This window comes from Wolbachia endosymbiont (group B) of Xanthorhoe designata (assembly GCF_964028585.1).
GTDB lineage: Bacteria > Pseudomonadota > Alphaproteobacteria > Rickettsiales > Anaplasmataceae > Wolbachia.
In genome coordinates this window covers 1263006-1287086 of the sequence record NZ_OZ034794.1, presented here as the reverse complement: position 1 = coordinate 1287086, position 24081 = coordinate 1263006, and the positions used below count along the sequence as shown (strand labels likewise).

21 protein-coding genes and 3 tRNA genes are annotated in these 24081 nt (G+C 35.2%); 9 read left to right on the top strand and 15 right to left on the bottom strand.

The genetic code is table 11. The features are described 5' to 3' along the window. Positions 1 to 10: 10 nt before the first annotated feature. The 5 genes from ABWU64_RS06400 to mnmE form a co-directional block, all read right to left on the bottom strand. Positions 11 to 925 (bottom strand): ankyrin repeat domain-containing protein, encoded by a 915-nt coding sequence (locus ABWU64_RS06400; RefSeq protein ID WP_341815607.1) that lies wholly within the window; start codon positions 923 to 925, stop codon positions 11 to 13. Positions 926 to 1034: 109 nt separating this feature from the next. Beyond that, positions 1035 to 2468 (bottom strand): phage terminase large subunit, encoded by a 1434-nt coding sequence (gene terL, locus ABWU64_RS06395; protein WP_353279551.1) that lies wholly within the window; start codon positions 2466 to 2468, stop codon positions 1035 to 1037. A gap of 650 nt (positions 2469 to 3118) precedes the next feature. After that, positions 3119 to 4129 carry an NAD(P)/FAD-dependent oxidoreductase gene (locus ABWU64_RS06390; RefSeq protein WP_353279550.1) on the bottom strand — a complete coding sequence of 337 codons (1011 nt, stop codon included), beginning with the start codon at positions 4127 to 4129 and terminating at the stop codon, positions 3119 to 3121. Positions 4130 to 4297: 168 nt separating this feature from the next. Then, positions 4298 to 4385: transfer RNA gene (locus ABWU64_RS06385), tRNA-Ser, on the bottom strand. 47 nt (positions 4386 to 4432) lie between these two features. Then, entirely contained in the window at positions 4433 to 5761 is a 1329-nt protein-coding gene (gene mnmE / locus ABWU64_RS06380; RefSeq protein WP_015588253.1) for a tRNA uridine-5-carboxymethylaminomethyl(34) synthesis GTPase MnmE, read from the bottom strand. 197 nt (positions 5762 to 5958) lie between these two features. On the opposite strand from mnmE, the gene nuoI reads away from it, so the two are divergent. The 3 genes from nuoI (at position 5959) to infC (ending at position 9059) form a co-directional block, all read left to right on the top strand. Further along, the gene (gene nuoI, locus ABWU64_RS06375) at positions 5959 to 6441 is read left to right on the top strand and encodes an NADH-quinone oxidoreductase subunit NuoI (protein WP_012481971.1); all 483 of its coding nucleotides are present in this window, start codon (positions 5959 to 5961) and stop codon (positions 6439 to 6441) included. Positions 6442 to 6626: 185 nt separating this feature from the next. After that, positions 6627 to 8528, top strand: coding sequence for a threonine--tRNA ligase (gene thrS / locus ABWU64_RS06370; protein ID WP_353279549.1), 1902 nt, complete (start codon positions 6627 to 6629; stop codon positions 8526 to 8528). 12 nt (positions 8529 to 8540) lie between these two features. Next, on the top strand, positions 8541 to 9059 hold the full coding sequence (gene infC, locus ABWU64_RS06365; protein ID WP_341815613.1) for a translation initiation factor IF-3: 519 nt from the start codon (positions 8541 to 8543) through the stop codon (positions 9057 to 9059). A gap of 5 nt (positions 9060 to 9064) precedes the next feature. On the opposite strand, the gene nuoF is transcribed toward infC, so the two are convergent. Together nuoF and ABWU64_RS06355 are read right to left on the bottom strand one after the other, a co-directional pair. Continuing rightward, entirely contained in the window at positions 9065 to 10330 is a 1266-nt protein-coding gene (gene nuoF / locus ABWU64_RS06360) for an NADH-quinone oxidoreductase subunit NuoF (RefSeq protein ID WP_341815614.1), read from the bottom strand. 17 nt (positions 10331 to 10347) lie between these two features. Continuing rightward, positions 10348 to 10420 (bottom strand) — tRNA-Lys (locus tag ABWU64_RS06355). A 299-nt stretch (positions 10421 to 10719) separates the two neighbouring features. Between ABWU64_RS06355 and ABWU64_RS06350 the strand changes: the two genes are divergently transcribed. The 3 genes from ABWU64_RS06350 to ABWU64_RS06340 all read left to right on the top strand — a co-directional run bounded on the left by ABWU64_RS06350 (position 10720) and on the right by ABWU64_RS06340 (position 13052). Next, positions 10720 to 10795: transfer RNA gene (locus tag ABWU64_RS06350), tRNA-Ala, on the top strand. Positions 10796 to 10990: 195 nt separating this feature from the next. Next, the gene (locus ABWU64_RS06345; protein WP_353279548.1) at positions 10991 to 12625 is read left to right on the top strand and encodes an MgtE intracellular N domain protein; all 1635 of its coding nucleotides are present in this window, start codon (positions 10991 to 10993) and stop codon (positions 12623 to 12625) included. Positions 12626 to 12734: 109 nt separating this feature from the next. Beyond that, positions 12735 to 13052 carry a hypothetical protein gene (locus ABWU64_RS06340; protein WP_353279547.1) on the top strand — a complete coding sequence of 106 codons (318 nt, stop codon included), beginning with the start codon at positions 12735 to 12737 and terminating at the stop codon, positions 13050 to 13052. A 77-nt stretch (positions 13053 to 13129) separates the two neighbouring features. Here ABWU64_RS06340 and ccmE read toward each other — a convergent pair whose 3' ends face one another. The 3 genes from ccmE to ABWU64_RS06315 form a co-directional block, all read right to left on the bottom strand. After that, positions 13130 to 13522, bottom strand: coding sequence for a cytochrome c maturation protein CcmE (gene ccmE / locus ABWU64_RS06335; RefSeq protein ID WP_353274491.1), 393 nt, complete (start codon positions 13520 to 13522; stop codon positions 13130 to 13132). A 117-nt stretch (positions 13523 to 13639) separates the two neighbouring features. Then, positions 13640 to 14761, bottom strand: coding sequence for a biotin--[acetyl-CoA-carboxylase] ligase (locus tag ABWU64_RS06330; RefSeq protein ID WP_410541961.1), 1122 nt, complete (start codon positions 14759 to 14761; stop codon positions 13640 to 13642). Positions 14762 to 14774: 13 nt separating this feature from the next. Then, positions 14775 to 15461, bottom strand: coding sequence for a hypothetical protein (locus tag ABWU64_RS06315; protein WP_353279546.1), 687 nt, complete (start codon positions 15459 to 15461; stop codon positions 14775 to 14777). Between the two features lie 109 nt (positions 15462 to 15570). On the opposite strand from ABWU64_RS06315, the gene ABWU64_RS06310 reads away from it, so the two are divergent. Continuing rightward, positions 15571 to 15696 carry a hypothetical protein gene (locus ABWU64_RS06310; protein ID WP_353279545.1) on the top strand — a complete coding sequence of 42 codons (126 nt, stop codon included), beginning with the start codon at positions 15571 to 15573 and terminating at the stop codon, positions 15694 to 15696. A gap of 133 nt (positions 15697 to 15829) precedes the next feature. Here the strand turns inward: ABWU64_RS06310 and ABWU64_RS06305 are convergent, their stop codons facing one another. The 5 genes from ABWU64_RS06305 to ABWU64_RS06285 are packed head-to-tail and all read right to left on the bottom strand — an operon-like array spanning position 15830 to position 21399. After that, on the bottom strand, positions 15830 to 17218 hold the full coding sequence (locus ABWU64_RS06305) for an NADH-quinone oxidoreductase subunit N (RefSeq protein WP_341815620.1): 1389 nt from the start codon (positions 17216 to 17218) through the stop codon (positions 15830 to 15832). Continuing rightward, the gene (locus tag ABWU64_RS06300) at positions 17215 to 18657 is read right to left on the bottom strand and encodes a NuoM family protein (RefSeq protein ID WP_353279544.1); all 1443 of its coding nucleotides are present in this window, start codon (positions 18655 to 18657) and stop codon (positions 17215 to 17217) included. Before ABWU64_RS06300 ends, ABWU64_RS06305 begins: the two co-directional genes overlap by 4 nt. A gap of 3 nt (positions 18658 to 18660) precedes the next feature. Beyond that, on the bottom strand, positions 18661 to 20508 hold the full coding sequence (nuoL, locus tag ABWU64_RS06295) for an NADH-quinone oxidoreductase subunit L (protein WP_341815622.1): 1848 nt from the start codon (positions 20506 to 20508) through the stop codon (positions 18661 to 18663). A gap of 4 nt (positions 20509 to 20512) precedes the next feature. Next, entirely contained in the window at positions 20513 to 20821 is a 309-nt protein-coding gene (nuoK, locus tag ABWU64_RS06290) for an NADH-quinone oxidoreductase subunit NuoK (RefSeq protein WP_353279543.1), read from the bottom strand. After that, positions 20812 to 21399, bottom strand: a complete 588-nt coding sequence (locus ABWU64_RS06285; RefSeq protein ID WP_353279865.1) for an NADH-quinone oxidoreductase subunit J — start codon at positions 21397 to 21399, stop codon at positions 20812 to 20814. Before ABWU64_RS06285 ends, nuoK begins: the two co-directional genes overlap by 10 nt. Positions 21400 to 21586: 187 nt before the next feature. Here ABWU64_RS06285 and ABWU64_RS06280 point away from each other — a divergent pair, with 187 nt between their 5' ends. Beyond that, positions 21587 to 22015 (top strand): hypothetical protein, encoded by a 429-nt coding sequence (locus ABWU64_RS06280; protein WP_353279542.1) that lies wholly within the window; start codon positions 21587 to 21589, stop codon positions 22013 to 22015. A 128-nt stretch (positions 22016 to 22143) separates the two neighbouring features. Then, positions 22144 to 24060, top strand: coding sequence for an ATP-dependent helicase (locus ABWU64_RS06275; RefSeq protein ID WP_353279541.1), 1917 nt, complete (start codon positions 22144 to 22146; stop codon positions 24058 to 24060). Positions 24061 to 24081 lie beyond the last annotated feature (21 nt).

Genomic DNA, 24081 nt, shown 5'->3' with positions numbered 1-24081 from the left:
CGAATACGCACTAGACAAACCTAATAGCGCTATCAGCTTCTTGCTGTCCATTTGTTAAGACTGCTACTCCATCAACTTTAGTACTGGGCTTTAACATCATATATGTAGCACCACCAACTGCTAGTGCTACTGCTATAACTGCAACCACTGCTATAGCTATAGGTGTTGCAATTGTTTCAGTTGCAAAAAGTACCGCTGCTATAGCAGCGCCTAATAATGCAGTTTCTACAGCGGTAGTAATCCCTCTATTAAATGCTTTCACAAAAGAACGTCCTCCTGCCTTTAATAGAATTTCTACGTTTTGACCCTTGGCATAATCTAAAGGGGTCATTCCATGTGTATTTACTGCATTAACATTTGCTCCTTTTTCGAGTAAAACCTCTACTGTCTCTTTGTGACAATAAGAAACAGCATAATGTAAAGGAGTTCCATACAAATGTTGCGCATCAACATTTGCTCCTGTTTGGATTAAAAACTCTACTATCTCTTTGTGATCTTTAAGAACAGCATTGTGTAATGGGGTAAACCCAAGTTCATTCCTTTCATCAATTTTAATTCCTTCGATTTTTAATAAAGCTTTTACTGTTTCTAGATGGCCATGTTTAGCTGCTAAATTTAATACAGGAGTCCAACCTTTTCCACTCTTATCGCTAATGTTTGATCCTGATGATATTAGAGCATCCAACACATTTGCATAGCCTGCTTCAGCAGCTATCCTTGATAACGTAAACTTTGAGTATTTAGGATGCTTTGAGGTAAATTTATGATTTATATCGAATTTCTCATCAATCCACTCTTTATGTAAATCTTGATCCTGCCTCTCTAGTTCTTCTTGTATTTTCTCAATTATGTTGTCTTTATTAAAATCTTGCTTATCGTTAATTACATTCAATACTTTTTTCAGTGTTTCATATCCTTTTGCCATAACTTTATCTTTAAACTAGAATAAAATATCTAACTATTACATATTATACTAGAAAATAAATATTTATTTTAAATGAGCTAATAATCGAAATTGTGGGTAGCAAATTGAATCACAACGTTCGTATAGCTGCAACCCGCGAGCTACTATCTCTCATCCACTGAAGGTATTGCACAGCGCTATCTACTTGATCGTCGTGGCGGGTTTCTGGAAACATTAAAATTTCATACTCAAAATCGCTCAGCCATACTGCTTGGTGTGGCAAAAAAACCCTGCCAGATTCTATTATTGGAACGATTTGGTGGAATCGAGCGAGCTTACTGTTATGCGGCACTATCTCGATAACAGGTATTGCCTTTAGCTCTTGAATCAATTGCTGACCACTTGTTTTTGCTTCGATTAAAATTGCGTGTGGCTTCCATCTTGAAGCTAGTGACAGAACTTGTTCTTTAAGTTTTGGATACTCAAGCTTCGCACGGTACACATCGAGTAAATAAAACTTATTATTCACCTTTGTCCAGGTGGTGCAGACACTAAAGCCACTAGAATCGTTTGTTGAAACCGCAGTGTCCCAGCTCTGAGTTATATGTGAGAGATTGTCAGGAAAATTTCTATAGCGTTTCAACCATTCTTGCTTAATTATACCACTTGAAAGCGGCAGAGGATTTTGTTGATATTGAGCAGCAAAAGCGTAACTCCCAAGTTCAGCCTTTATCATTTCAATTTCTCCTCCATCTAGGGGATATAGCAGCTGACCTTCCTTTTTTAAGTATAAAATCCTTGAAGATGTAGCGCCTGTTGAGCTTTTGCACTCATTTGTAGTTACTTGAATAATAGGAACAGGAGAAGGGAGAATTGATCTTTTGATTGAATAGATAATTTCCTTATTTTCAGAAATCATTGGCAAACAAATATGATGCCATATATTTCTTGGTTTGGAGAGAAGATGCCCAGTCAAATCCTCCTGATGTAGTCTGTGCATTACAACAACAATAACTCCTTTTTTTCTATTATTGAGCCTAGTTACTAAAGTCTGATCAAGCCAATTTGTGGCGCGTTTTCTAAACGTCTCGCTCAAAGCTTGAGAGGAACTCAGTGGATCATCTACGACGATAAAATCTCCACCTTCACCAGTCAGTGTTCCACCAACAGATGTTGCAATCCTACATCCTCTCTGCACTGTTTGAAATTTATATTTAGTGTTCTGGTCTTTACATAGTTCTATCTCTGGAAATAGCGCTCTATACCAACTAGACTGCATTACGCATCTGGTGTCGAGCGAATGCTTTTCGCTAAGCCGCTGAGAATAGCTTGCAACTATTATTCTTGCGGTTGGCTGATTTCCTAGTATCCATGCGGGCCACGCAACACTCACGCACATAGACTTCATTGAGCGTGGAGGCATATTGAATATTATTCGCTTCACTTCACCAACACTTGCTGCTTCAAGCCTGTCTGCTATGATTTTTATATACTGATAATTGTTATACTCACATCCTGGCACCACCGTTTGAAAGCATAGTTCGATAAATTTTAAAAAGTTCATGTTAGTCTCCTATAGTGTTAGTGGAATTTACTTTATGGTGGTGTCAGCCTCTTTGGTGTCATATCAGCGTCCTTTTTCTTGTCATCCAAGTAGCCCTTTCCTTGTCATTCCAGTGCTTGACACTGGAATCTAGTTTCACCTTATGATGGTGTTATTCAAGTAGCCTCTATCCAAGTGCCCCTTTGGTGTCATCCGAGTAGCTGACACTGGTTTCTTACCAATAAAACCTAGCATAACTTTTGTGCTCAAAAGATTTCTGGATTCCAGCATCAAGTGCTGGCCTGAAGCTTTAGTTACAAGTATTAAGAAATTTACCAAATAAAAAAAAGGCAAAAGAATCCCCGTGTGACGAGTTTTGACCCTATAATAATGTAAATTGGCATTGTAATAATGTGCTAACGCTTATTTAAAGCGCGTTTTGGCTGAATGTAGAAAAAATAAAAAAGACATGCAGCCGCTATAATTTTTGTGTAATTTGCCAATAGATATCTGAGTTTTTTTACTGAATTTTGTCATTGAGCCTGCAGGTCAAAAACAAGGATAAATACTCTTATTATCATGATAAGGGAGTTGGGGAAATTTGTAAAGCAATCTTTTTCATTTGTATTCCCTTATGCTTGAGGTAATTGCATACAGGCTCATGAATGTCCTTACTCTTTATTTCCATGAATTCCCTTTGAAGTTGAATATTGAAAATTAACTGGAGAATTGTGAATTACTTTGTATATGTGATAACAAGCCATGGCGCTCTCAGCAAAACCATTTAGTATCAATTTTAGTTTGTCTGGATAAGTAGCTATATCTCCGATTGCATATATTCTATCTCTACTAGTTCTAAGCGTAGCTGAATTAACAACTATGCGGCCATGTTCTAACTCTATACCCCAATTGTTTATTGGACCAAGATTCATTGATAATCCAAAAAATGGCAGCAAAAAATCAGCGGATATTTCTTTTTCTTCCTTAGAGGTAATGTTTTTTACTATCACTGCGCTCAACTGCCCATTACCTCCTGCTAGTTCGTGTAATTGATATGGCACTACCAGTTCTATCTTTCCATTATTTTTAAGTGATTCTAATTTATTTCTAGTTTCAGGAGTGCAGCGAAATTCCTTTCTCCTGTGTATCACATAAATTTTCTTTGCAACTTTAGAAAGTTCTACAGTCCAATCAGCCGCAGAATCACCCCCCCCTGCAATGACTATAGTTTTGTCCTGAAAATCAGAAATTTTATTTACACTATAAAATACAGATTTATTTTCATATTCTAATATACCACTTAAGGGTGGACGGTTAGGTTCAAACATTCCGTTACCTGCAGCAATGATAACGGCTTTGCATTTTACCTCTGTACCTATGTTCGTTATGATAGTAAAGTTTTCACCTTCGTTATTTGAAATCTTTTCCACTTTTTGACTTAAATGGTAAACAGGCTCAAATGGTGAAGCTTGCTCCATTAGTCGCTCAATTAATTTTTGGGCAGTAATTACAGGATAACCAGGTATATCATATATTGGCTTTTCTGGGTAAAGAGCTGTGCATTGTCCTCCTGCTTGATCCAAAACATCTATTATATGACATCTCATATCAAGCATTCCCGCTTGAAAAGCAGCGAATATTCCAATAGGCCCTGCACCTATTATTACGATATCGGTTTCCATATTCAGATGGTGATCTATTTATAGATATTAGCTTTCTTTGCTAACAAGGTCAATTTACAAAGGGATGTATTTTTAAAAGATGTGGCTAGATTAGATAAGATTTCCAGCGTTATGAACCACATAGTCCAAATAAGCTCTAAAAATCAGCTATCATAGCGAGATGCTGTGCGGACGGAATGGGATTCGAACCCATGGTACGCTCATCACGTACGTCAGTTTTCAAGACTGGTGCCTTAAACCGCTCGGCCATCCGTCCATTTCTTTTCTATCACAATATTTGATTTTAAGCAATCTATAAAAGCTTTACTTGCCCACGCAAAAGTTGCTAAATATACTGTCCAATATTTCCTCAACATTAATAATTCCAATCACTGCACCAAGTTCAAATGCAGCAAGCCTCAAGTCTTCAGATATCAACTCAATTGGATTATCGATATTAAAACGTTGTAAATGTTCCAGTGCTTTCTGCATGTGACTCCTATGTCTTTGCCGAGTAATCACAGGAGTGTCTCTATCATGCCCAAATTTTTCCTCCGCCTTCTCTTTTATGAGAGAGATCAATTTGTTTGTACCTATTTCCTTTAGAATAGAAATGGGTAAAAGATCTATGCCATTAATTTTTATATTGTGATTATTGATAACATTGTCAGCTTTGCTCAATACATAAATAGTATCGCTATTTACAACGTTGCAATTGATATTATGACGCTGTTCAAAAGGAAATAGTTCTATTCTTAAATCAGCTTCAAAAGACCTTTTTTTCGCTCGACTTATACCTTCTGATTCTATTGGATCTGAACTCTCACGAATTCCAGCAGTATCAGAGAGAATGATTGGGTATCCGCCAATGTCAATATGAGCTTCAAGTATATCTCTTGTTGTGCCTGCATATTCAGAAACAATAGCAATATCACGCTTGGCTAAGAAATTAAACAGAGTTGATTTACCGACATTTGGTTCACCAGTTATTACAATATGTAAACCCTCACGCAACCTTTCGCCCCGTCTATTATCATTTAAATGCTCTTGTATCAACTGCACGAGAGATTGCACTTCATTATTAATTTTTTCCAATTCACTTTTTTCTGCCCAAATGTCCTCTGGAAAGTCTATATATGCTTCGATTTTGGATTGTATCGTTATTAATCCTTGCCTCCAATTGCTGTATAGTCTCTCCAATTCTCCTGATATCTGCTTAATCGCTTGTTTAGCTTGCATTTTCGTTTCAGCATCAATTAAGTCTGCAATTCCTTCTATTTGCGTTAAGTCAAATTTACCATTTAGAAAAGCCCTAAGTGAGAATTCTCCCGGACTGGCCATAACGAAAATTCTTGATAATCCCTCTAAGATGATTTTTATGACTGCCTTGCTTCCATGCACTTGTAACTCTATAACATCCTCGCCAGTGAAACTGTTTGGAGCGGGGAAATAGATGATTATTCCATTATCTATCAATTGATTGGAATCATCATATAGATCAACTAAAGTAGCAAATCTTGGTTTAATTTTTTTCTTAATATGAAAATGATTTAAAGCTTTAAGGGCGTAGTTGCCTGAAATTCTGATTACTGCAACTCCTGACTTACCAAATACGGTTGACAAAGCAAAAATAGTTTCATTTGTGTTTGTCATTATTTATATAAACTACTTAGCAATTTAAGAAATCGAAATACCTAATCTAAAAAATTTTTGCTTATATTACTTATTCATATTAATGCAGTATTAGTAAATATATTGTATAGAAAAACTACAAAAGTCATCCAGATGAAAATATTTATTTTGAAAACTGATAATATGATTTATAATGACTGACACAAGTTTTAAATATTATGCTCAAGAAATTAGCTTGGTATTGGTCTTCTGTAGAGTTAATTAAAGGGTTTGTTATTACATTAAAATATATGTTCAAACCAAAGGTTACTTTGAGGTATCCTATGGAGAAGGGCCCTTTAAGTCCAAGGTTTCGTGGTGAGCATGCACTGCGTAGGTATCCAAATGGTGAAGAACGATGCATAGCTTGTAAGTTATGCGAAGTTATCTGCCCTGCTCAAGCAATAGTTATTGAAGCAGAGGAAAGAGAAGACGGTAGTCGCCGAACCACACGCTATGATATTGATATGACAAAATGCATATATTGCGGACTTTGCCAAGAAGCATGTCCAGTTGATGCAATTGTGGAGGGTCCTAACTTTGAATTTGCTACTGAAACAAGAGAGGAGCTAATGTACAATAAAGAAAAGCTATTGCGTAATGGTGAAGTTTGGGAAGAAGCAATTGCACTCAGGTTAAAAAAGAATAGGCCGTATTATTAACTAGGTATGTCAATAATTAAAATTTCTTACAGCAAGTATGTAGTAGATCTTTTGTACAACTGTTATTTAACTGAAAGATCAGTAGCTCACTTTTTGGTATCATTCCAGCGCGTGACGCTGGAATCTAGAAAAGAAAGAAACATGAATCCCAGTGTCAAGCACTGGGATGATAAAAGGTCTAATGAATGATAAAAGTTACCTTTTTAGCCGAACAAAAAGTAAAAGAATACAGTGGTAGAGTCACTGGCTTTGATATATTACAACCGGATGCTTTGAGAGAAGCAATTGCCTTTAAGGTAAGTGGTGAGTTGTATGATCTCTCACATGAAATTGAATCTGATACAGAGATAGAGGTAATACAACTGAGTGACGAAGCGGGTTTAGATATAATAAGGCATGATGCTGCTCATATAATGGCGCAGGCAGTAAAAGAGCTCTTTCCTAATACTCAGATTACTATCGGGCCAACAATTCAAGATGGTTTCTACTATGATTTTGCTACAGATCGTACCTTTACCACGGACGATCTTGCTGCAATAGAAAAAAAAATGAAGGAAATTATAAAAAGTAACCACAGATTCGTCCGAGAAGTTTGGACTCGTAAGCAGGCAATTGATTTCTTTAGTGATATAGGTGAAAGATACAAGGTTGATATTGTCTCATCAATACCAGAAAACGAAAACCTAACTGTTTATAAACAAGGCAACTTTGTAGACCTATGTCGTGGTCCGCACTCACCATCAACTGGCAGAGTTAAAGCGTTTAAACTTATGAAAGTAGCAGGTGCATACTGGCGTGGCGATTCTAAGGGCCCAATGTTGCAAAGAATATATGGCACCGCGTGGAGAAATAAGGATGAATTAAATACTTATCTTAAACGTCTGGAGGAAGCAGAAAAACGTGACCATCGTAAAATTGCTAAGGATATGGATTTATTTCACATTCAAGAGGAAGCTGTTGGACAAATTTTTTGGCATGAGCAAGGATATACTCTATATAATGTTCTTGAGTCTTATATAAGAAAGAAATTGATAAGTAATGGCTATTTTGAAGTAAAAACTCCTATTTTAGTAAGTAAAGAGCTGTGGGAAAAATCGGGACATTGGGATAAGTTTCGTGAAAATATGTTTATTGTTGATGAATCTGAAAGCAAAAAGCTAGCAATAAAACCCATGAATTGTCCTTGCCATGTGCAGATTTTTAATTATCACACCAGAAGTTATCGTGATCTACCAATACGTATGGCAGAATTTGGCACGTGCCATAGGAATGAAAGCTCAGGCTCATTGCACGGACTGATGCGAGTGCGTGGTTTTACGCAAGACGATGCACACATTTTTTGTATGGAAAAACAAGTGAATTCTGAAACTGTAAAGTTTTGTGGCCTTTTAAAAGAAGTATATTCAGAGCTTGGATTCAATGAAATTTCTGTGAAATTTTCAGATCGTCCAGATATTAGAGCAGGTAATGATGAAGTGTGGAATAGAGCTGAAAAAGCGCTGCTTGAAGCTGTTAAAGAAGCGGGTTTGAGTTATGAACTGAGCCCTGGCGAAGGTGCATTTTATGGTCCAAAGTTAGAGTTTGTTTTGAAAGATGCGATAGGTAGAAATTGGCAATGTGGAACGTTGCAAGTTGATTTTATTTTACCGGAGCGGCTTGGAGCTTTTTATATAGGAGCAGACGGGCACAAGCATCACCCTGTTATGTTACATAGGGCAATTCTTGGGACTTTTGAGCGTTTTATTGGAATTTTAATAGAAAACTATGCAGGAAAATTTCCAGTTTGGCTTGCTCCAACACAGCTTGCTATTCTGACCATTACAAATGAGGCTGACGGTTATGCTACAGAAATCAGCAGCGTTTTAAAAGAACAAGGTGTGAGAATCAAAACTGATTTGACCAATGAAAAAATTAGCTATAAGATACGTTTACATAGTTCAAGTAAGGTACCTATATTATGGATCATGGGCAAAAATGAAATTATAAATAAAACTGTGTCAGTGAGGAACTTGGGATCGGAAAAACAGGAGTCTTTTTCTTTGGAGAAAGCTACTGAATTGCTGTTAAAAAGTATTAATTTGAATTAATGGAGATAAAATTTGCAAGTCAAAAAGAACAATAAAAACAGAATTAATGAATTCATCATAGCTAAGGAGGTACGCTTAGTTGATCATAGTGGTGAAATGGTCGGGATTGTGCCAATAGAACAAGCTTTGGTATCTGCTCAGAATGTCGGTTTAGACTTAGTGGAAATTGTACCTGATTCAACTCCTCCAGTATGTAAAATTCTGGATTACAGCAAGCAGAAGTATGATATAAAAAAGAAGGCAAGTGAAGCAAAAAAGAAACAAAAGACATTAACTATAAAAGAAATTAAACTGGGTCCTAATATTGGTGATCACGACTACGAAACAAAATTGCGTCAAACAAGGGATTTTCTTGTGCATGGACATAGAATTAAAGTCACAATGAGATTTAGAGGGAGAGAGCTTATAAACACTGAAGTTGGACTGGAAAAATTAGAACGGCTAATTAGAGACGCTGAAGATATTGCAAAAGTAGAATTAGCACCTAAAAGGGAAGGAAATCAATATTCTTTAACTTTAGCTGCTAAGTAGTAAAATCACTTAAAAGTATAAGTTACTATCCTCTCTTCAATTATATGACGAAAATGTCTGATTAATCCTTGAACTGGCCAAGCTGCAGCATCGCCAAGTGCACAAATTGTATGCCCTTCTATTTGAGTTGTAAGGTCAAGTAGCTTATCTACTTCACCAGGTTTAATATTTCCTGCTACCATTCTTCTCATAATTCTCCATATCCATCCAGTGCCTTCACGGCATGGTGTACATTGTCCGCAGGACTCATGCATATAGAAATGTGATAATCTTTCTATTGCAGCTATTATGTCAGTTGATTTATCCATCACTATTACAGCAGCAGTACCAAGCCCTGATTGTGCAGCCCTTAATGAGTCAAAATCCATTTCAATAGTATCACATATAGATTTTGGAATTAATGGGACTGAAGATCCACCAGGTATTACAGCAAGTAAATTATCCCAACCTCCTCGCACTCCACCTGCGTATTTTTCAATTAATTCACGCAGTGAAATTCCGAGCTCTTCTTCAACATTACATGGATTATTTACATGCCCTGAAATACAAAAGACCTTGGTACCAGTATTATTTGGTTTACCAAGAGATGCAAACCACTCTCCTCCACGATTTAGAATATCTGGAACTATGGCTATAGTTTCAACGTTGTTTATTGTAGTTGGACAGCCAAAAAGCCCAACACCTGCAGGAAATGGAGGTTTCATGCGGGGAAAGCCCTTTTTTCCTTCAATTGATTCAAGTTGAGCTGTTTCTTCTCCACATATGTAAGCTCCTGCACCCCTATGGATAAACACATCAAGATCATAACCTGATTTGCAGGCATTTTTTCCAATTAAGTTTTCTTTATAGGCTTCCTCAAGTGCTTTTTTTAGAACTAAATATTCATTATAAAATTCACCCCTGATATAAATATACGCAGCTGACGCATTGATTGCTCTTCCAGCCAGAAGAATCCCCTCAAGTAGCTTGTGTGGTTCATATCGCAGTATATCTCTATCCTTACACGTACCAGGTTCTGACTCATCTGCATTGACTACTAAATACGCTTTTAAAGGATTTTTAGGCATAAAGCTCCACTTAAGGCCAGTAGAAAATCCTGCACCCCCTCGACCTTTCAAGCCAGATTTCTTTACTTCATCAATGATTTTTTCTGATCCTAAATCCAGTAATTCCTTTGTTTTTTGCCAACTACCACGTTTTTTTGCACCCTCAAGTAGTGGTGTTTCTTTACCATTTAAGTTTGTGAATATTTTGTCCTGTTCTTTTAGCATGCTTTTAAGATTCTAAGTGATCCCGACGCGATTCGAACGCGTGACCCACTGATTAAAAGTCAGTTGCTCTACCGGCTGAGCTACGGGATCATTTTATTTTTCAGCTATACTAAACAGTAATATAGTTTTTATCTGTTTTAATCAAACTAAAATTTTCATGCGTGGTTAAATAAATTATATAATATACTGCGTTAGTGATAATTTAATTAAAAATTTTTGAAGGAAAATTTCTTGTTAATTAACAGATTTATTTGGTAAAGCTGAGATACAACTCTAAAAAGATAGAGAATTATACATAAATGCAGAATTTGTGCACTATTTAGCAATAGCCTCACAAATAAATATTTCTTGCATTTCAGCATGAGTGATTTATGCTTTAAGCAAAAGTTGGGGGCATAGCTCAGCTGGTAGAGCATCTGTTTTGCACGCAGAAGGTCAGCGGTTCGATCCCGCTTGCCTCCACCAATATAGGTTCTAGCATATCATAAAGTCAGCTTATTTTAGCCCATTAGTATTTTATACTAGTTTCCTAAAAAATCCCTCTTTCTATAACTTTTCTTTATGCAAGTAATGTTTGTTATTATAATTCTAATATATACTAACTTAATAATAAATTAATCAACAAATGTTAGAATAGATATAATTAATTGATTAATACTTATGAGTGGAAAAAAGCATGTTTTTAAGATGGTGCCTGGTAAGGTATTTAATAAGATTAATGACATAGAACTTATAAATGGAGAGGGACCTAAGATTGATGGTATGTTGGCCAGGGTTGATTTTATAGGATTAGATGACAAGAGCAATATAATGTTAGACTCACCTTTAGAATTGTGTTCAAGAGGAATCTCTGAGCGTGGAGCAGGTATTCATTGCATGAAAGAAGATGAAGGAGAATTAAATCTCTGCATACTTAAATATGACCCAGATTCAAGTAGATACGAATGTAATGTTCAAATAGAATTGAAAGAAATACTATTTCCAACGAAAAGTGAAGGCTACCATGTAATTATATCAAACAATGATGGATCTTGCATGGTAAATAAATTTATGAATCAAATAGATTTTGACTCTGAGAGAGGTAAGGAAATAGATTATCTTTACAAATTCTTCCAAAAATTTTCTCTTGGATACTTAGGCAACAAATTGGTACAATTAAAATTTTCAATAGATGCTCTAGACGATCTATTCCTTTTGTATTTTCCTGCTGAATACCAGTATATCACTCTAGAATTAAGAGAAGATAATACTCATGAATTCTATTTTTCAAACGAGCATGGAATGTATATAGATAACTTAATAGGAAATTACGAAGAGGGCAATGAAGAGGGCAATAATATATCATATTATTATAAAGAGATTGTACAAGAAGAAGTATTATCAGATTTTATCAAAAAACTAACAGACGACCAACTAAAGACCCTTGCCAATACTCTTAGTAACGAGCAACTGCAAAAAATAATTCCTGAGCTGAGCTCAAACCAGTTGCAAGTCTTAGCAAAGGACTTAACAGATAAACAATTCCAAACTTTAGTGGATCATCTAGCCAATCACCAATTACAAACTCTTGCTCAGGTACTAAATCCAGAAAAGTTACATATAATTGTTTCTTTTTTAGATCAAGGTCAGTTTGCAAGCTTAGTAAAAGGCTTAAATACATGGCAAGTAAAAGAAATTTTACCTCACTTAAAAGTGGATCAATTCAAAGCACTTATTAAAACTTTAAGTGAACAACAACTTACGGTGCTTGTAAAAGGCTTCTCTGAGCACCATTTGACAATACTTTCCAAACAATTAGAAGGTGATAAGTTGAAAGAGTTAGTAAATAGCTTGCAGGAAGATCAACTAAAAGACTTAGTTAATAAGCTTGATACTGAGAAACTCGAAACAATTGCTCAAGGTTTCACTGATGATCCTGATAGGATTCAGATGATTATTGAGTCTTTAGCTGACAATTCAGAGAAACTTCAAGCTTTTGCTTATAAAATGCCTAACCAACAATTTACAGAACTTTTGAATCAGCTAAATGCAGAAGTTATAAAAAATATTATTCACAAGCTGCCTTACAAAAAAATAAAAAATGTGATTGATGATGTTTGCAATAAAGATCAGTCTAAAGATATTATTAATGCATTAAAAGGGGAATTTGAAAAACAAAATGAAAAGATAGAAGATTTTATAGGCAGGATTGACCAGATGCTTCCTGAGCAAAGTGAAGCAAAGTTGGGTAATGCACATCTATCACCTTACGTCTTTCAAGATACTAGTACTGAATTTACAGCAGTAGATGTTTAGTGCGAACTTGGATACTTATAAATTAATGTTTATGAGTTAAAAGAAAAAATAGTTTGCATGTGAAACTAAAAAATAATTTAAACTTTAATGATTTATGGAGGTCATTTATATGAGTAAGAACTCGCAAAACCTTTTACAAGGTACGAATAGTGTTATTGTTAGTAGTAACAGACAACCTATAAAAACTCTTGATCATATTACACTTAAGACAGGTCTTGATCAGAATGTACAGAACCTTAACAAACCGGTTAGTGGTGTGGTTGTTAAAAACGCAATTGATCAATTAGTTGACGATATTAATATAAAGCTTATTGGTAGCTTGAATAATAATTTAGGAGGATTACAAAAAGAAGATCTAGTAAATTTACTAGCTAAAGTAAATGATATGTTACTTGAGGACGCACCAACCCATCTTGATATACTCTAGTAGTTAGGAAAGTAACAGCTTGCTAGCAGGCTGTTACTCTCTCTACATATCGTTTCAATACAGCTGAATTAGGGAATCTATTTTAAAACTTTTGGCATATAGTTCTCATCATGTTTTGCAAACACTGTATCTGCAAGAAAGGTACTATTATCAAACATTTTACCTTGCACAACAATACCACTTTTTTCTGAAAACATCGGTGGAAGTATCCCTTGATATTTCACCATAACGCTCTTATTAAAATCTGTCATTTGAAAAACTACTTCGTTTTCGCTCCGTATCACGCTATTTTCAACAACCATTCCACCAACACGGATTGGCTTTTGATTATTTGGCAAAACTATGGCTTCACTTACTGTATAGAAAAATGAGATATTTTCTTTGAGCGTTGTTAAAATAAAAAAAACTGCACAACTTAAAAAGCAGAAAATTCCTGAAGTTATAATTAATCGCTTATGTTTCTTCTTCATTGGTGCTTTTAAGGTTTTCTAAGTTTTTTTTACTTTTTATATAGCAAGAAACGGTAAAAATCAAATTTCCACCAATCAGTATGAAACTAATAAGGTAAGCAAAAATTACATATGTATTCATAATGCACTGCCAATAAATAACTCACCTGCATCAAAATAAATTAAGCTTCCATCCTTTTGCTGCAATACCAATTTACCACTTTTATCTATATCAGCAAAAATTCCTTCATACAATTTGTCAGCTAACTTTACACTGATTTGCTCATTCATTTTGAATGCTTTTTTTAACCACATTTCTCTTATAGCATAAAACCCATCAAATAGCCATTGCTTTCTTAGCTTGTTAAAATTTATTATTAATTCCTTTAATAGATCTATGTTAGATACAGACTCACCGTAATTGCTAATGCACGTTGTTCCTGGAAGTGGTGCATGATTGATATTAATTCCAATTCCTATAATCAGCCAATTCGAATTGGACTTTCTTTCAAGCAATATTCCACTTATTTTCTTGCCATCGATTAGAACATCATTTGGCCATTTATATTGAAGATTGAGATCGTTTATGAATGGATCTCTTGTCATCCCAGTGCTTTGACACTGGGATCCAGAAGAAAAAGTATGGATTCCAGTGTCACACACTGGAATGACACCGCAGTGGGTTTGATTATTCAAGAAATTTAACGATAATAAAGTATTCCCTACAGCAAGAGCAGTCACAAAAGTCAATTCTGTTAATTTGCTGATGTCTTTAACTTGACTCGTTAAGCCTACTGTTATTCCAGCACCATCCGATGTCATTCCAGTGCGTGACACTGGAATCCAGTTCTTATTACACAGTTGCCTGATGTGCCCATTTGTAATTAAGTTTTCTGGATCCCAGTGTCTGGGCACTGGGATGACATCATCCTTGGTGGGAATACCACAACGTTTGTACAGTTGTGTGCTTGACCATTCTTCTTTTTTTCTAGATTCCAGCGTCACGCGCTGGAATGACACCGAAAACTGATTTTCACTTAGATAATCGTTAAAGAGGTTTACTATCAAACTCGCATAGAGATTACCTTCTGGAGAAACCCAACTTTTTCCGGTGCGCCCCCTGCCTTCTGTTTGTTTATCGGCAATAATAACAGTTTCATTTGATATTCCTTTATCAATTAAATCCAACGCTTCTCTATTAGTGCTTGAAACTTCTTTGTAATGATGAATATGAAAACCCTCAAATGTTTCAGGGATCATTTTCTTAATTGTATCAAAAACTCTTTTGTTCAGGTAAGCTGTTGCTACGGTTATCAAAGCTTGATGATACAGGTGATTGCATACTGCTATATGGATTCCTATTGTCATTTACTTTATAGGGAATTGCTTCAGGACCGCTTTCCACATCTTCAGTTATTGAGGTTACAGATGATTCATGTTGGTAAGCTAGTGATTGTATAGTTGAATCATCCCAATTAGTACTCCAAGAAGTATAACTATCTGTCATACTAGCATGATTAGAACAAGACACAGATGTAGTTATTGAAACGTCAGTTGAAGTTACACTACATACATCATCAGCTTTGTGAGAATCAATACCATTATGCTGCTGCTGTTTAAATTGATCAAGTGCTACCCGTAATTTAACAAATATTGGTAAGCTAGGGAATGTTTGATCTAGACTGTTTAGAGGAGAAGACGTGCTTGGATAAGAAGGCAATGAATCTAATAATGTGTTCTCTATAGTTTGTTCGCATGGTTGATTCTGGTTTATGCTATTCAGAGGCGAGGTAGTTTCTGGATATGGTGGCAACGATTCCTCTGTTTGGTTAGCTTGCTGATCAGCACCATTAACCATAACGTTTCCAGGTTGCGGTGTTTCTGTTTCTTCCACTGGATCATCAACTGGTGGTTGTTGTGGAATAGGAATAACCGACTTTTCAGGCTCTTGCGAAAGCAACGGTGGCGTAGGAGTAGGTGCATCTTTTTCTTGTACTAGACTTTGTCCTTTTTCTTCATTTTTACTTCTTGGTTCGCTATTAACCTTATTAGATTTACCCTTACTGCGTATGGCAGAAATAGTAAATGCTGCTAATGTAATTACTGAAGCTAATGCAGCAACTACAGAAATGGCAAAAATTGCCAGAGGAGTTGTAGAAATTACAATACCAAATTTAATTGCTAAAGCAACATAAGGGAAATATAAACAGCTACAGTGCTCGATCCTCCTAGCAAGAGAGCGGCAATTGAAAATTTCAAAACAGTTTTTCTTTTACTCATTTTTCACCACAAAATATTAATTAATCACTAATTATAAACACTAAATTGTTAATTTGTCAATGAACCAATCAATGAGTAAAGATCTTCTGCGTATAAGAAAAGAACGAGGTTGATAAGTGAAGCCACTGAAGTGATAATGAATAGACCCTTAGAATAAGCAACCTTATTACCACTAGCTTTATCAAAATACATAACTTTCATGATATTTAAATAATAGTAGCATGATATCACACTCGCTATTACAAGGATCAAAGACAGGCTGATAAAGCCAGAATTTATTAAACTTTTGAATATAAAAAATTTAGCGATAAAACCTGCAAGTGGAGGTATTCCCGACATCGAGAGTAACAGCACAGAAAGATGAAATGCTACAATTGGGCGTTTCTTCCCTATACCAGACAAGTTTGCAATATCACAATCGTCATCGTCAATTTGTACGAGATATGAGAATAGCCCTATGCTTGTGATGATATATATCACCAAATACATTAAGGCACTATCTGTTCCTGCTTGTGTAAAAATAGAAAGTGAAGCAAATATGAAACCAATGTGACCAATTGAACTGTAAGCAAGCAGCCTTTTTAAGTTTTGCTGACGCAAGGCCCCAAAAGCTGAGATAAGCACAGACAATGCTGAAACGTATAAGAAAATAGGCTGAACATAACTTTTTACATTTACTAACTCTTCATTCATCAATCGAATTAAAAATGTTACAAGTGCAGCTTTTGGAGCTGTAGAAAAAAACGCAGTTACTATGGTAGGTGCACCTTGATAGACATCTGGAGCCCACATATGAAAAGGAGCAATAGCAAGCTTGAAACACAAACCAATAAGGATAAAAACTAACCCAAAAACTATTCCATAAGTTATCTGATGGTTTTGCAAGAATGAACCGAGCTCAGAGAAATTGACTTGTCCTGTATATCCATAAAGCAATGACATACCATACAGCATAATGCAGGAAGATAGTGCACTAAGTGTAAAATATTTCACTCCTGCTTCACATGAATAAATCGAATCTTTATTAAAGCTCGCAAGAACATACAAAGATATACTCATCAACTCAAAAGCTAAATAAAAAGAAATCAGACTATTTGCTGAAACCAAAGTTATCATGCCAAATAGCGCAAAAAGAATCAGTATTGAAAATTCATATTTATAGTCATATTTTGATAAATTCAGCATCAAAAGTATTAAAATTCCTGTGCTGAGAATTAACCCTTGGGCTGACCTGATGTATAAATTGAGTTTTAACAACGAATTAAAGAGAAAAATTTCATTGTTTTCTGCCGAAATAATTAAAATAATCAAAGTTACCACTGTGCAGCCAAGTGCTAATAAGTTGATAGTTCGGCGGTTAAATATAATTCCAAGCAGTAGCAACACTAACGAGGAGATAATAGAGAACGTTTCCGGCAATATCTGTATATAATTCATAGCGCATTATATTTGACTAACAAATTTGCCATACATGGCTTCAAATAATTCAGTGCAAGGGTTGGGTAGAATCCAAGCAAAATAACAAACACTGCAAGCAGAATTAAGACAGAAAATTCTATACTATCCAAGCGGTTATTTAATAATTTAGAATAGCTAACCCCCCATATTATTTGCTTACATAAATTCAGCATATAAACTGCGCTTAAAATAGTGCCAAGTGCGATAAATCCTGTAAAAAACCCTATGCTCTTAAACATTCCAACCATAGCCAAAAACTCACCTATGAATCCAGATGTTCCAGGTAGCCCTATTGAAGCCATTGAAAATAAAATGAACATAAAACCAAATTTTGGCATTGTGTTTACTATGCCAAAATATTTTGCAATCTCCAAAGTCCCAGTTCGAGTATATAGCATTCCAGCACACAAAAATAAAGCAGCAGAAATAAGGCCATGACTAATCATTTGAAATATACTACCCAGCACTCCTTCCTCACAAAATGAAAAGAGGCCAGCGGTAACGATCCCCATATGTGCTATTGAAGAATAAGCTATTAACTTCTTTATATCATCTTGAGCAAACGCAACTAGCGAAGCATATATCACCGCAATAATGCTCAGCACAACAACGAAATTTGAAAAATACAAACTTGCCTGAGGAAGCATTGGAATAGAAAACCTTAAAAATCCATATCCCCCCATTTTAATAAGCAAGCCAGCTAAAATCACAGATCCAGAAGTTGGTGATTGCACATGCGCATCAGGAAGCCAAGTGTGAAATGGAAACATAGGTACTTTTATTGCAAAAGAAATAAAAAATGTAATCCACAGCAATGACTGCACTTCAAGATCAAGGTTTGGCACTAATGTAGCTAATTTTTGTATATTAAACGTCCCAAAAGTACTATAGATATACACCAAGCCAAGCAGAAATAATAATGAGCCAGTTAATGTATAAAGAAATAACTTAAACGTCGCATATATCCTTTGCTTCCCTCCCCAAATGCCAATAATAAAGAACATTGGTATTAAAACAGCTTCAAAAAACACATAAAAGCTTATAGCATTCAGTGAAACGAAAAAACCGACTACAAAACTCTCAAGCAGTAGAAATAATGCCATATATGGCCTAAGGGTTGTATAACTCATTTTGCAGTTATAGAGTATACAAATTACAAACAAGAAAGTTGTAAGCAGAAGGAAAAGCAACGATATACCATCTATCCCTATTCCTACATTCTTGATTGGATAGCTGACAAGCTGAAAGTCCGCATTGTTATAATCAAATTCTATACAAGCTACAATGCTAAGCAAAAATGGAAGTATAGCAAAAAATAGGGCAAGGAATTTTAGGTGTATAGATTGATGATTAATCCTGATCGAGGATAAAATCAACGCTCCTATCAGTGGAAGTAAGAATATACTAAGTAACAACACCTTCTATTTAATTCCAATAATATATAAAGCGCCGATTATTAAAGTAACAAACATAATAAATGCATAATCAAATATATAACCAGTTTGTAACTTTATAGAACTTTTTGAACATTCATTAACCAACCTTACAACACCATTTGGTCCAAATGAATCAATAGCCTTAACATCAAACTTCCATAGAAGCCTAGATATAAACCTTATCGGTGCAATTATAACAAACTCATACACCTCATCAAAGTACCATTTATTCTGCAAAAACTTAAGTAAAAATTTACTCTTAATTTGCCTAATTACTTGATATTGGTAAATTAGGTACGCAAGTGCTATTCCACTTAGGCTTGCTAAGGTTGGCAGTAGTTTTATAAAGAAATTATGAACTCCATGCTCATCAATCATCATTAAACTTGATTTCCAAAACGCATTACTAGTTATGTTCAAAATATTTGCTCCCCACACTCCAGAAAATACCGATCCAAAAGCAAGTATCAGTAATGGTATAAGCATAATCTTTGGTGCTTCATGTATATTAATTTTACTTTGTTTTTGGCTATGGAACACAAGAAGCAACAACCTCCAAGAGTAGAATGCTGTAAAGAATGCAACAACTAAGCTTATTACAAAAGCAAAGCTATCCGTGCTATAAGCATGTTCAATTATCAAATCCTTTGAGTAAAAACCTGCAAATGGAAATATTCCAGAAAGCGCAAGAGACCCAATCCACATGAGAGTGTAAGTGCAAGGGATTTTCTTCCAGCAATTTCCCATTTTCTGAATGCTTTGCTCATGATGCATTGCATGAATTACATTGCCAGCACCAAGAAATAGTAGAGCTTTAAAAAAAGCGTGTGTCATTAAATGAAAAATAGCAACATTGTAAGCAGAAAGCCCACATGCCATGAACATATAACCAAGTTGACTGCAGGTTGAATAAGCAATTATTTTTTTTATATCATCCTGAGTAATCGCAACGGTGGCTGCAAAAAAAGCAGTAAGTGCACCAACAATAACTATTAATTCTCGTGCCACATTTGATAGCTCAAATAATGGAGAACATTTTGCTACTAAAAATATACCTGCTGTTACCATCGTTGCTGCGTGAATGAGTGCAGAAACAGGGGTTGGCCCTTCCATTGCATCTGGCAACCAAACATGTAAACCAAGCTGTGCAGATTTACCCATACAGCCAATAAAAAGTAATATGCATATTATATGAATTATTTTAAATTCACAGCAGAATGCTCTAATGTTCTGCGTGCCAAGAAAATCAGCTGTGTCAAAAATTTCAGTAAATTTCAAAGAGTGAAATGTATAATAAATGAGAAAGATCCCAATCAATAGTGCAAAATCTCCTACCCTATTCACAACAAATGCTTTAATTGCCGCATTATTTGCAGAATATTTTTGGAACCAAAATCCTATGAGTAAATAAGAACACAGGCCAACCCCTTCCCAGCCAAAAAAAAGCTGCACAAAATTATCGCTTACAACCAGCACAATCATGCAAAACGTAAATAGCGATAGGTAAGAAAAAAACCTCGACTTCCCCTTATCATGCTCCATATAACCGATAGAATAGAGGTGGACTACCAGTGAAACGGTGGTAATAACAATAAGCATTAAGGATGAGAGAGCATCCACATTAATTGCCCAATTTACTTTTAATACACTTAATGAAAATAGAGGAAATAAACTCAAGTGATAATTTTCAGAGAAGGTGAGAAAAACATACCAAGATAAAACTGCAGATATTCCAATCCCTGCCGTTGTAACTAACTGACTTTTTCTAAAAAACGCTCCAAACAATGAACCAAAAAGTGGCAGAAATACTATTAATTTCAGTATATCTATCATACTTTCATTCTTTCATTAAATTTGCTTGTTCAACGTCTATATTGCCACGGATTCTATAATATACAACCAATATTGCAAGCCCAACTCCTGACTCTGCTGCCGCAACAGTCAACACAAACATCACAAAAATTTGCCCAACTATATCATTCATAAAGGCAGAAAAAGCAACTAAATTGATGTTAATCGCCAGCAATAATATTTCTATTGATAACAGTATGTTGATTATGCTCTTACGGTTGATGAAAATACCACACATCCCAATAGTGAACAAAACAGCAGCAATTATCAAAAAGTGATTTAATCCTATTTCCATTCTACTCCTTTTCCAAATTTAGCCTTAACCAATTTTACAGATGAAGATTGTATCAATTGCTTTAATACATTCTGTTTTTTAACTCTTTTTTTCTTGTCCTGCAAAGTAAGAGCAATTGCACCAACAATTGCAACAAGCAGCAGAATACCAGAGAGATGAAAAGCGTACATGTAGTCAGTGTAGAGCAAATTACCAATAGCTTTCACGTTATTAGTATTATAGTTTATAACATTGCTTATGTTGGGTGCTGAGCTGCGGATTACAAAGCTGATGACTAGAAAAAACACAACACATAATATAGCATCAAGAGTGAAATGCTTCGCAAAACCCTGGCGCAACCTTATGTAATCAATATCGAGCATCATAACTACAAAGAGGAACAACACTGCAACTGCACCGATGTATACTATTAGCACCATCATAGCAATGAATTCAGCTCCAAGGAGAATAAAAAGCACTGCAGAGTTAACGAAAGTGAAAAGTAAAAATAACACTGCATGCACAGGATTCCTTACGCTAATTACACAAACAGCAGATAAGATGCTTAGAATTGCAAAAAAATAAAAGAAAAAATGCATTGATACTTTTAACTGCAACAATAGTTACTAACTTAAGGTAATTGTTGCTGTAAAGTCAATACTATATTAAAGATTTGAAAACATCGTACTACAAGCTTCAGCTCCTCAGTAATGCAATAAACACTCTTGACAATCTTGATTTATTAATATATAATGTATACATATTAATAGTCAGCGATAGCTCAAAATGTACAACATATTTGGTTATTTCAAAAGCAACAATAGTTCTAACGCACAAAGTAGCAGATTAAATGGAGAAAGTTATCAATACACCACAAGAGACTATATGACAATTTACTTTAATAACACATTAGCGAGTTTCAGTAGATCATTGAGAGAATTTAAAGAAAAAGCATATGGATTTATATATGATATTGGAGCTTGGTTGAAAGAAACATATGAAAATCTCACTGAACGACCTGCAATGTGTAATCACTATACCCCAAAGGAAAAACTCCTTGTTGAAGCTGAAGAAGTAGAAATGAAGGAGCTAAACCGTACATATAAGCCATTCCAAACTCCACCTATTCATCCAACAAGCAGAAGCTCTAGTGCCAATACCTCAAATCAAGTTGTTGTTACTCGACATACACCTGAAGCTACTAAAACAAGATAGATAAAAAACCTACGTTTAAATATGTAGTACTTGAGTGAAGCATTCTTTAAACTGTTCTATTCAATAAAATCTTTACAATATTTGGATCATAGGTTTAACTTTACGAAGTTATAGTCTATAGGGCTTCAATGAACGATTATCTCTCACTGCTAAATCCAGAGCAACAATTAGCTGTAACTAACGTGAATGGACCAGTTTTGATACTAGCAGGAGCCGGAACAGGAAAAACAAGAACGATCACTTCAAGGATAGCGCACATAATTCGAAATGGCTATGCTTACTCTGATGAGATCTTAGCAGTTACATTTACAAATAAAGCAGCAAATGAGATGGTATCAAGAGTGCTTGAGCTAACGGGTACAAACATACCATGGCTTGGCACTTTCCATGCAATTGCAGCGAAAATTTTACGTCATCATGCTGAAATTGTAGGCTTAAATTGCAATTTTACAATTATTGGTGTGGACGATCAATTACAGGTAATAAAAAATATTATTAATGAAATAAGCCCTGATTACCTATCAGAAAAATGTAAGACCATTATGAATATCATCCAGCAGTGGAAAGAGAAGTGTTTATTGCCGTCTGAAGTGGAAGATGTTCAATCATTTAGGCCAGTTTACGTAACTGCACTCAAAGTCTATTACCAGTATCAGGAAAGGTTAAAATTCCTTAACTCTGTCGATTTTGGTGACTTATTGTTATATAACATACAACTTTTTAATAAAAAGACTGAGGCTCTATCTTACTACCAAAACAAGTTTAAGTATGTCATGGTAGATGAGTATCAAGATACAAATGCAATACAATATCTTTGGCTAAAATACCTTGCAAAAGAGCATTCAAATATTTGCTGTGTAGGAGATGATGACCAGTCGATATACAGTTGGCGTGGTGCAGAAGTTGAAAATATTTTGAAATTTTCCGATGATTTTAAAAATGCAAAAACCTTTAAACTGGAGTGTAACTACAGGTCAACATCCCACATACTTGCAACTGCGTCATATGTTATCAATCACAATAAGACTCGCTTAGAAAAAAAATTGTGGACAACAAACGTTGAAGGGGAAAAGGTAAATCTAATAAAATTATGGGACGGAAAAGCTGAAGCAAGGTTCATAAGCGAACAGATATTAAAGCTCAATAAATACAGATTTAGTGACATTGCAGTGCTGGTAAGGGCGACTTTTCAGACTAGAGTTCTGGAAGAGTATTTTATAAAATATTCAATTCCCTACAAGATTATAAGTGGTGTAAAATTCTACGAACGTCAGGAAGTCAGGGATATAATTGCATATTTAAGATTCGTTACAAACAATAACGATGACTTAGCTTTCGAAAGGATCGTAAATCGGCCAAAAAGAAGCATAGGAGCTACAACTCTAAAGAAAATATACACGACTGCTCAGGATAACAAAATTTCTTTTTTTGAGGCAGCAAAAATATTGGTTAATAGTGATCAAGTAACCGAAAGAATTAAACTCTCACTAAATGATTTTTTAAATAAAATTAAAGCTTGGGAGGAAATAGTAAGTGTAAAACCACTGCATGAATTCGTTAAAATCGTAGCAAACCAATCAGGGTATATTGAAATGCTTGAAAATGAGGAGGTAACAGGCTTAGTACGAATAGAAAATGTCAAGGAGCTCATCTCATCTTTAAAAAATTTCGATAATGCCACAACTTTCTTGGAGCACATAAGTCTAGTGATGGAAGTGGATAATATGAATAACGATGACACCGTATATGTTATGACTCTTCATGCAGCCAAAGGACTTGAATTCCCGTGCGTGTTTCTACCTGGTTGGGAAGAGGGATTATTTCCTCATCAAAGATCTTTTGAAGATAAAAGTGGTAAAGCTTTAGAAGAAGAAAGGAGACTTGCATATGTTGGCATAACCAGGGCAAAGGAAAGGTTAATCATTTCATGTGCAGACAGAAGGGAAATGAATAACCAATGGCAACCAATGTACACTTCTCGATTCATCAAAGAGTTGCCAAGGGAAAATATTGAGGTCATTAAGAGTAACATTGCTTACTGCTGAAGCTATAATTCCAGATAAACA

Coding starts and splice junctions, on each gene's coding strand:
- ABWU64_RS06285 (WP_353279865.1), bottom strand. CDS start 21,399: ATGCATTTTTTCTTTTATTTTTTTGCAATTCTAAGCATCTTATCTGCT.
- ABWU64_RS06340 (WP_353279547.1), top strand. CDS start 12,735: ATGAGTAAGAACTCGCAAAACCTTTTACAAGGTACGAATAGTGTTATT.
- nuoL (WP_341815622.1), bottom strand. CDS start 20,508: ATGATAGATATACTGAAATTAATAGTATTTCTGCCACTTTTTGGTTCA.
- ABWU64_RS06275 (WP_353279541.1), top strand. CDS start 22,144: ATGAACGATTATCTCTCACTGCTAAATCCAGAGCAACAATTAGCTGTA.
- ABWU64_RS06280 (WP_353279542.1), top strand. CDS start 21,587: ATGTACAACATATTTGGTTATTTCAAAAGCAACAATAGTTCTAACGCA.
- ABWU64_RS06310 (WP_353279545.1), top strand. CDS start 15,571: ATGGCAGAAATAGTAAATGCTGCTAATGTAATTACTGAAGCTAATGCA.
- ccmE (WP_353274491.1), bottom strand. CDS start 13,522: ATGAAGAAGAAACATAAGCGATTAATTATAACTTCAGGAATTTTCTGC.
- nuoF (WP_341815614.1), bottom strand. CDS start 10,330: ATGCTAAAAGAACAGGACAAAATATTCACAAACTTAAATGGTAAAGAA.
- ABWU64_RS06390 (WP_353279550.1), bottom strand. CDS start 4,129: ATGGAAACCGATATCGTAATAATAGGTGCAGGGCCTATTGGAATATTC.
- terL (WP_353279551.1), bottom strand. CDS start 2,468: ATGAACTTTTTAAAATTTATCGAACTATGCTTTCAAACGGTGGTGCCA.
- ABWU64_RS06400 (WP_341815607.1), bottom strand. CDS start 925: ATGGCAAAAGGATATGAAACACTGAAAAAAGTATTGAATGTAATTAAC.
- ABWU64_RS06345 (WP_353279548.1), top strand. CDS start 10,991: ATGAGTGGAAAAAAGCATGTTTTTAAGATGGTGCCTGGTAAGGTATTT.
- mnmE (WP_015588253.1), bottom strand. CDS start 5,761: ATGACAAACACAAATGAAACTATTTTTGCTTTGTCAACCGTATTTGGT.
- thrS (WP_353279549.1), top strand. CDS start 6,627: ATGATAAAAGTTACCTTTTTAGCCGAACAAAAAGTAAAAGAATACAGT.
- nuoK (WP_353279543.1), bottom strand. CDS start 20,821: ATGGAAATAGGATTAAATCACTTTTTGATAATTGCTGCTGTTTTGTTC.
- nuoI (WP_012481971.1), top strand. CDS start 5,959: ATGCTCAAGAAATTAGCTTGGTATTGGTCTTCTGTAGAGTTAATTAAA.
- ABWU64_RS06330 (WP_410541961.1), bottom strand. CDS start 14,761: ATGATCCCTGAAACATTTGAGGGTTTTCATATTCATCATTACAAAGAA.
- ABWU64_RS06305 (WP_341815620.1), bottom strand. CDS start 17,218: ATGAATTATATACAGATATTGCCGGAAACGTTCTCTATTATCTCCTCG.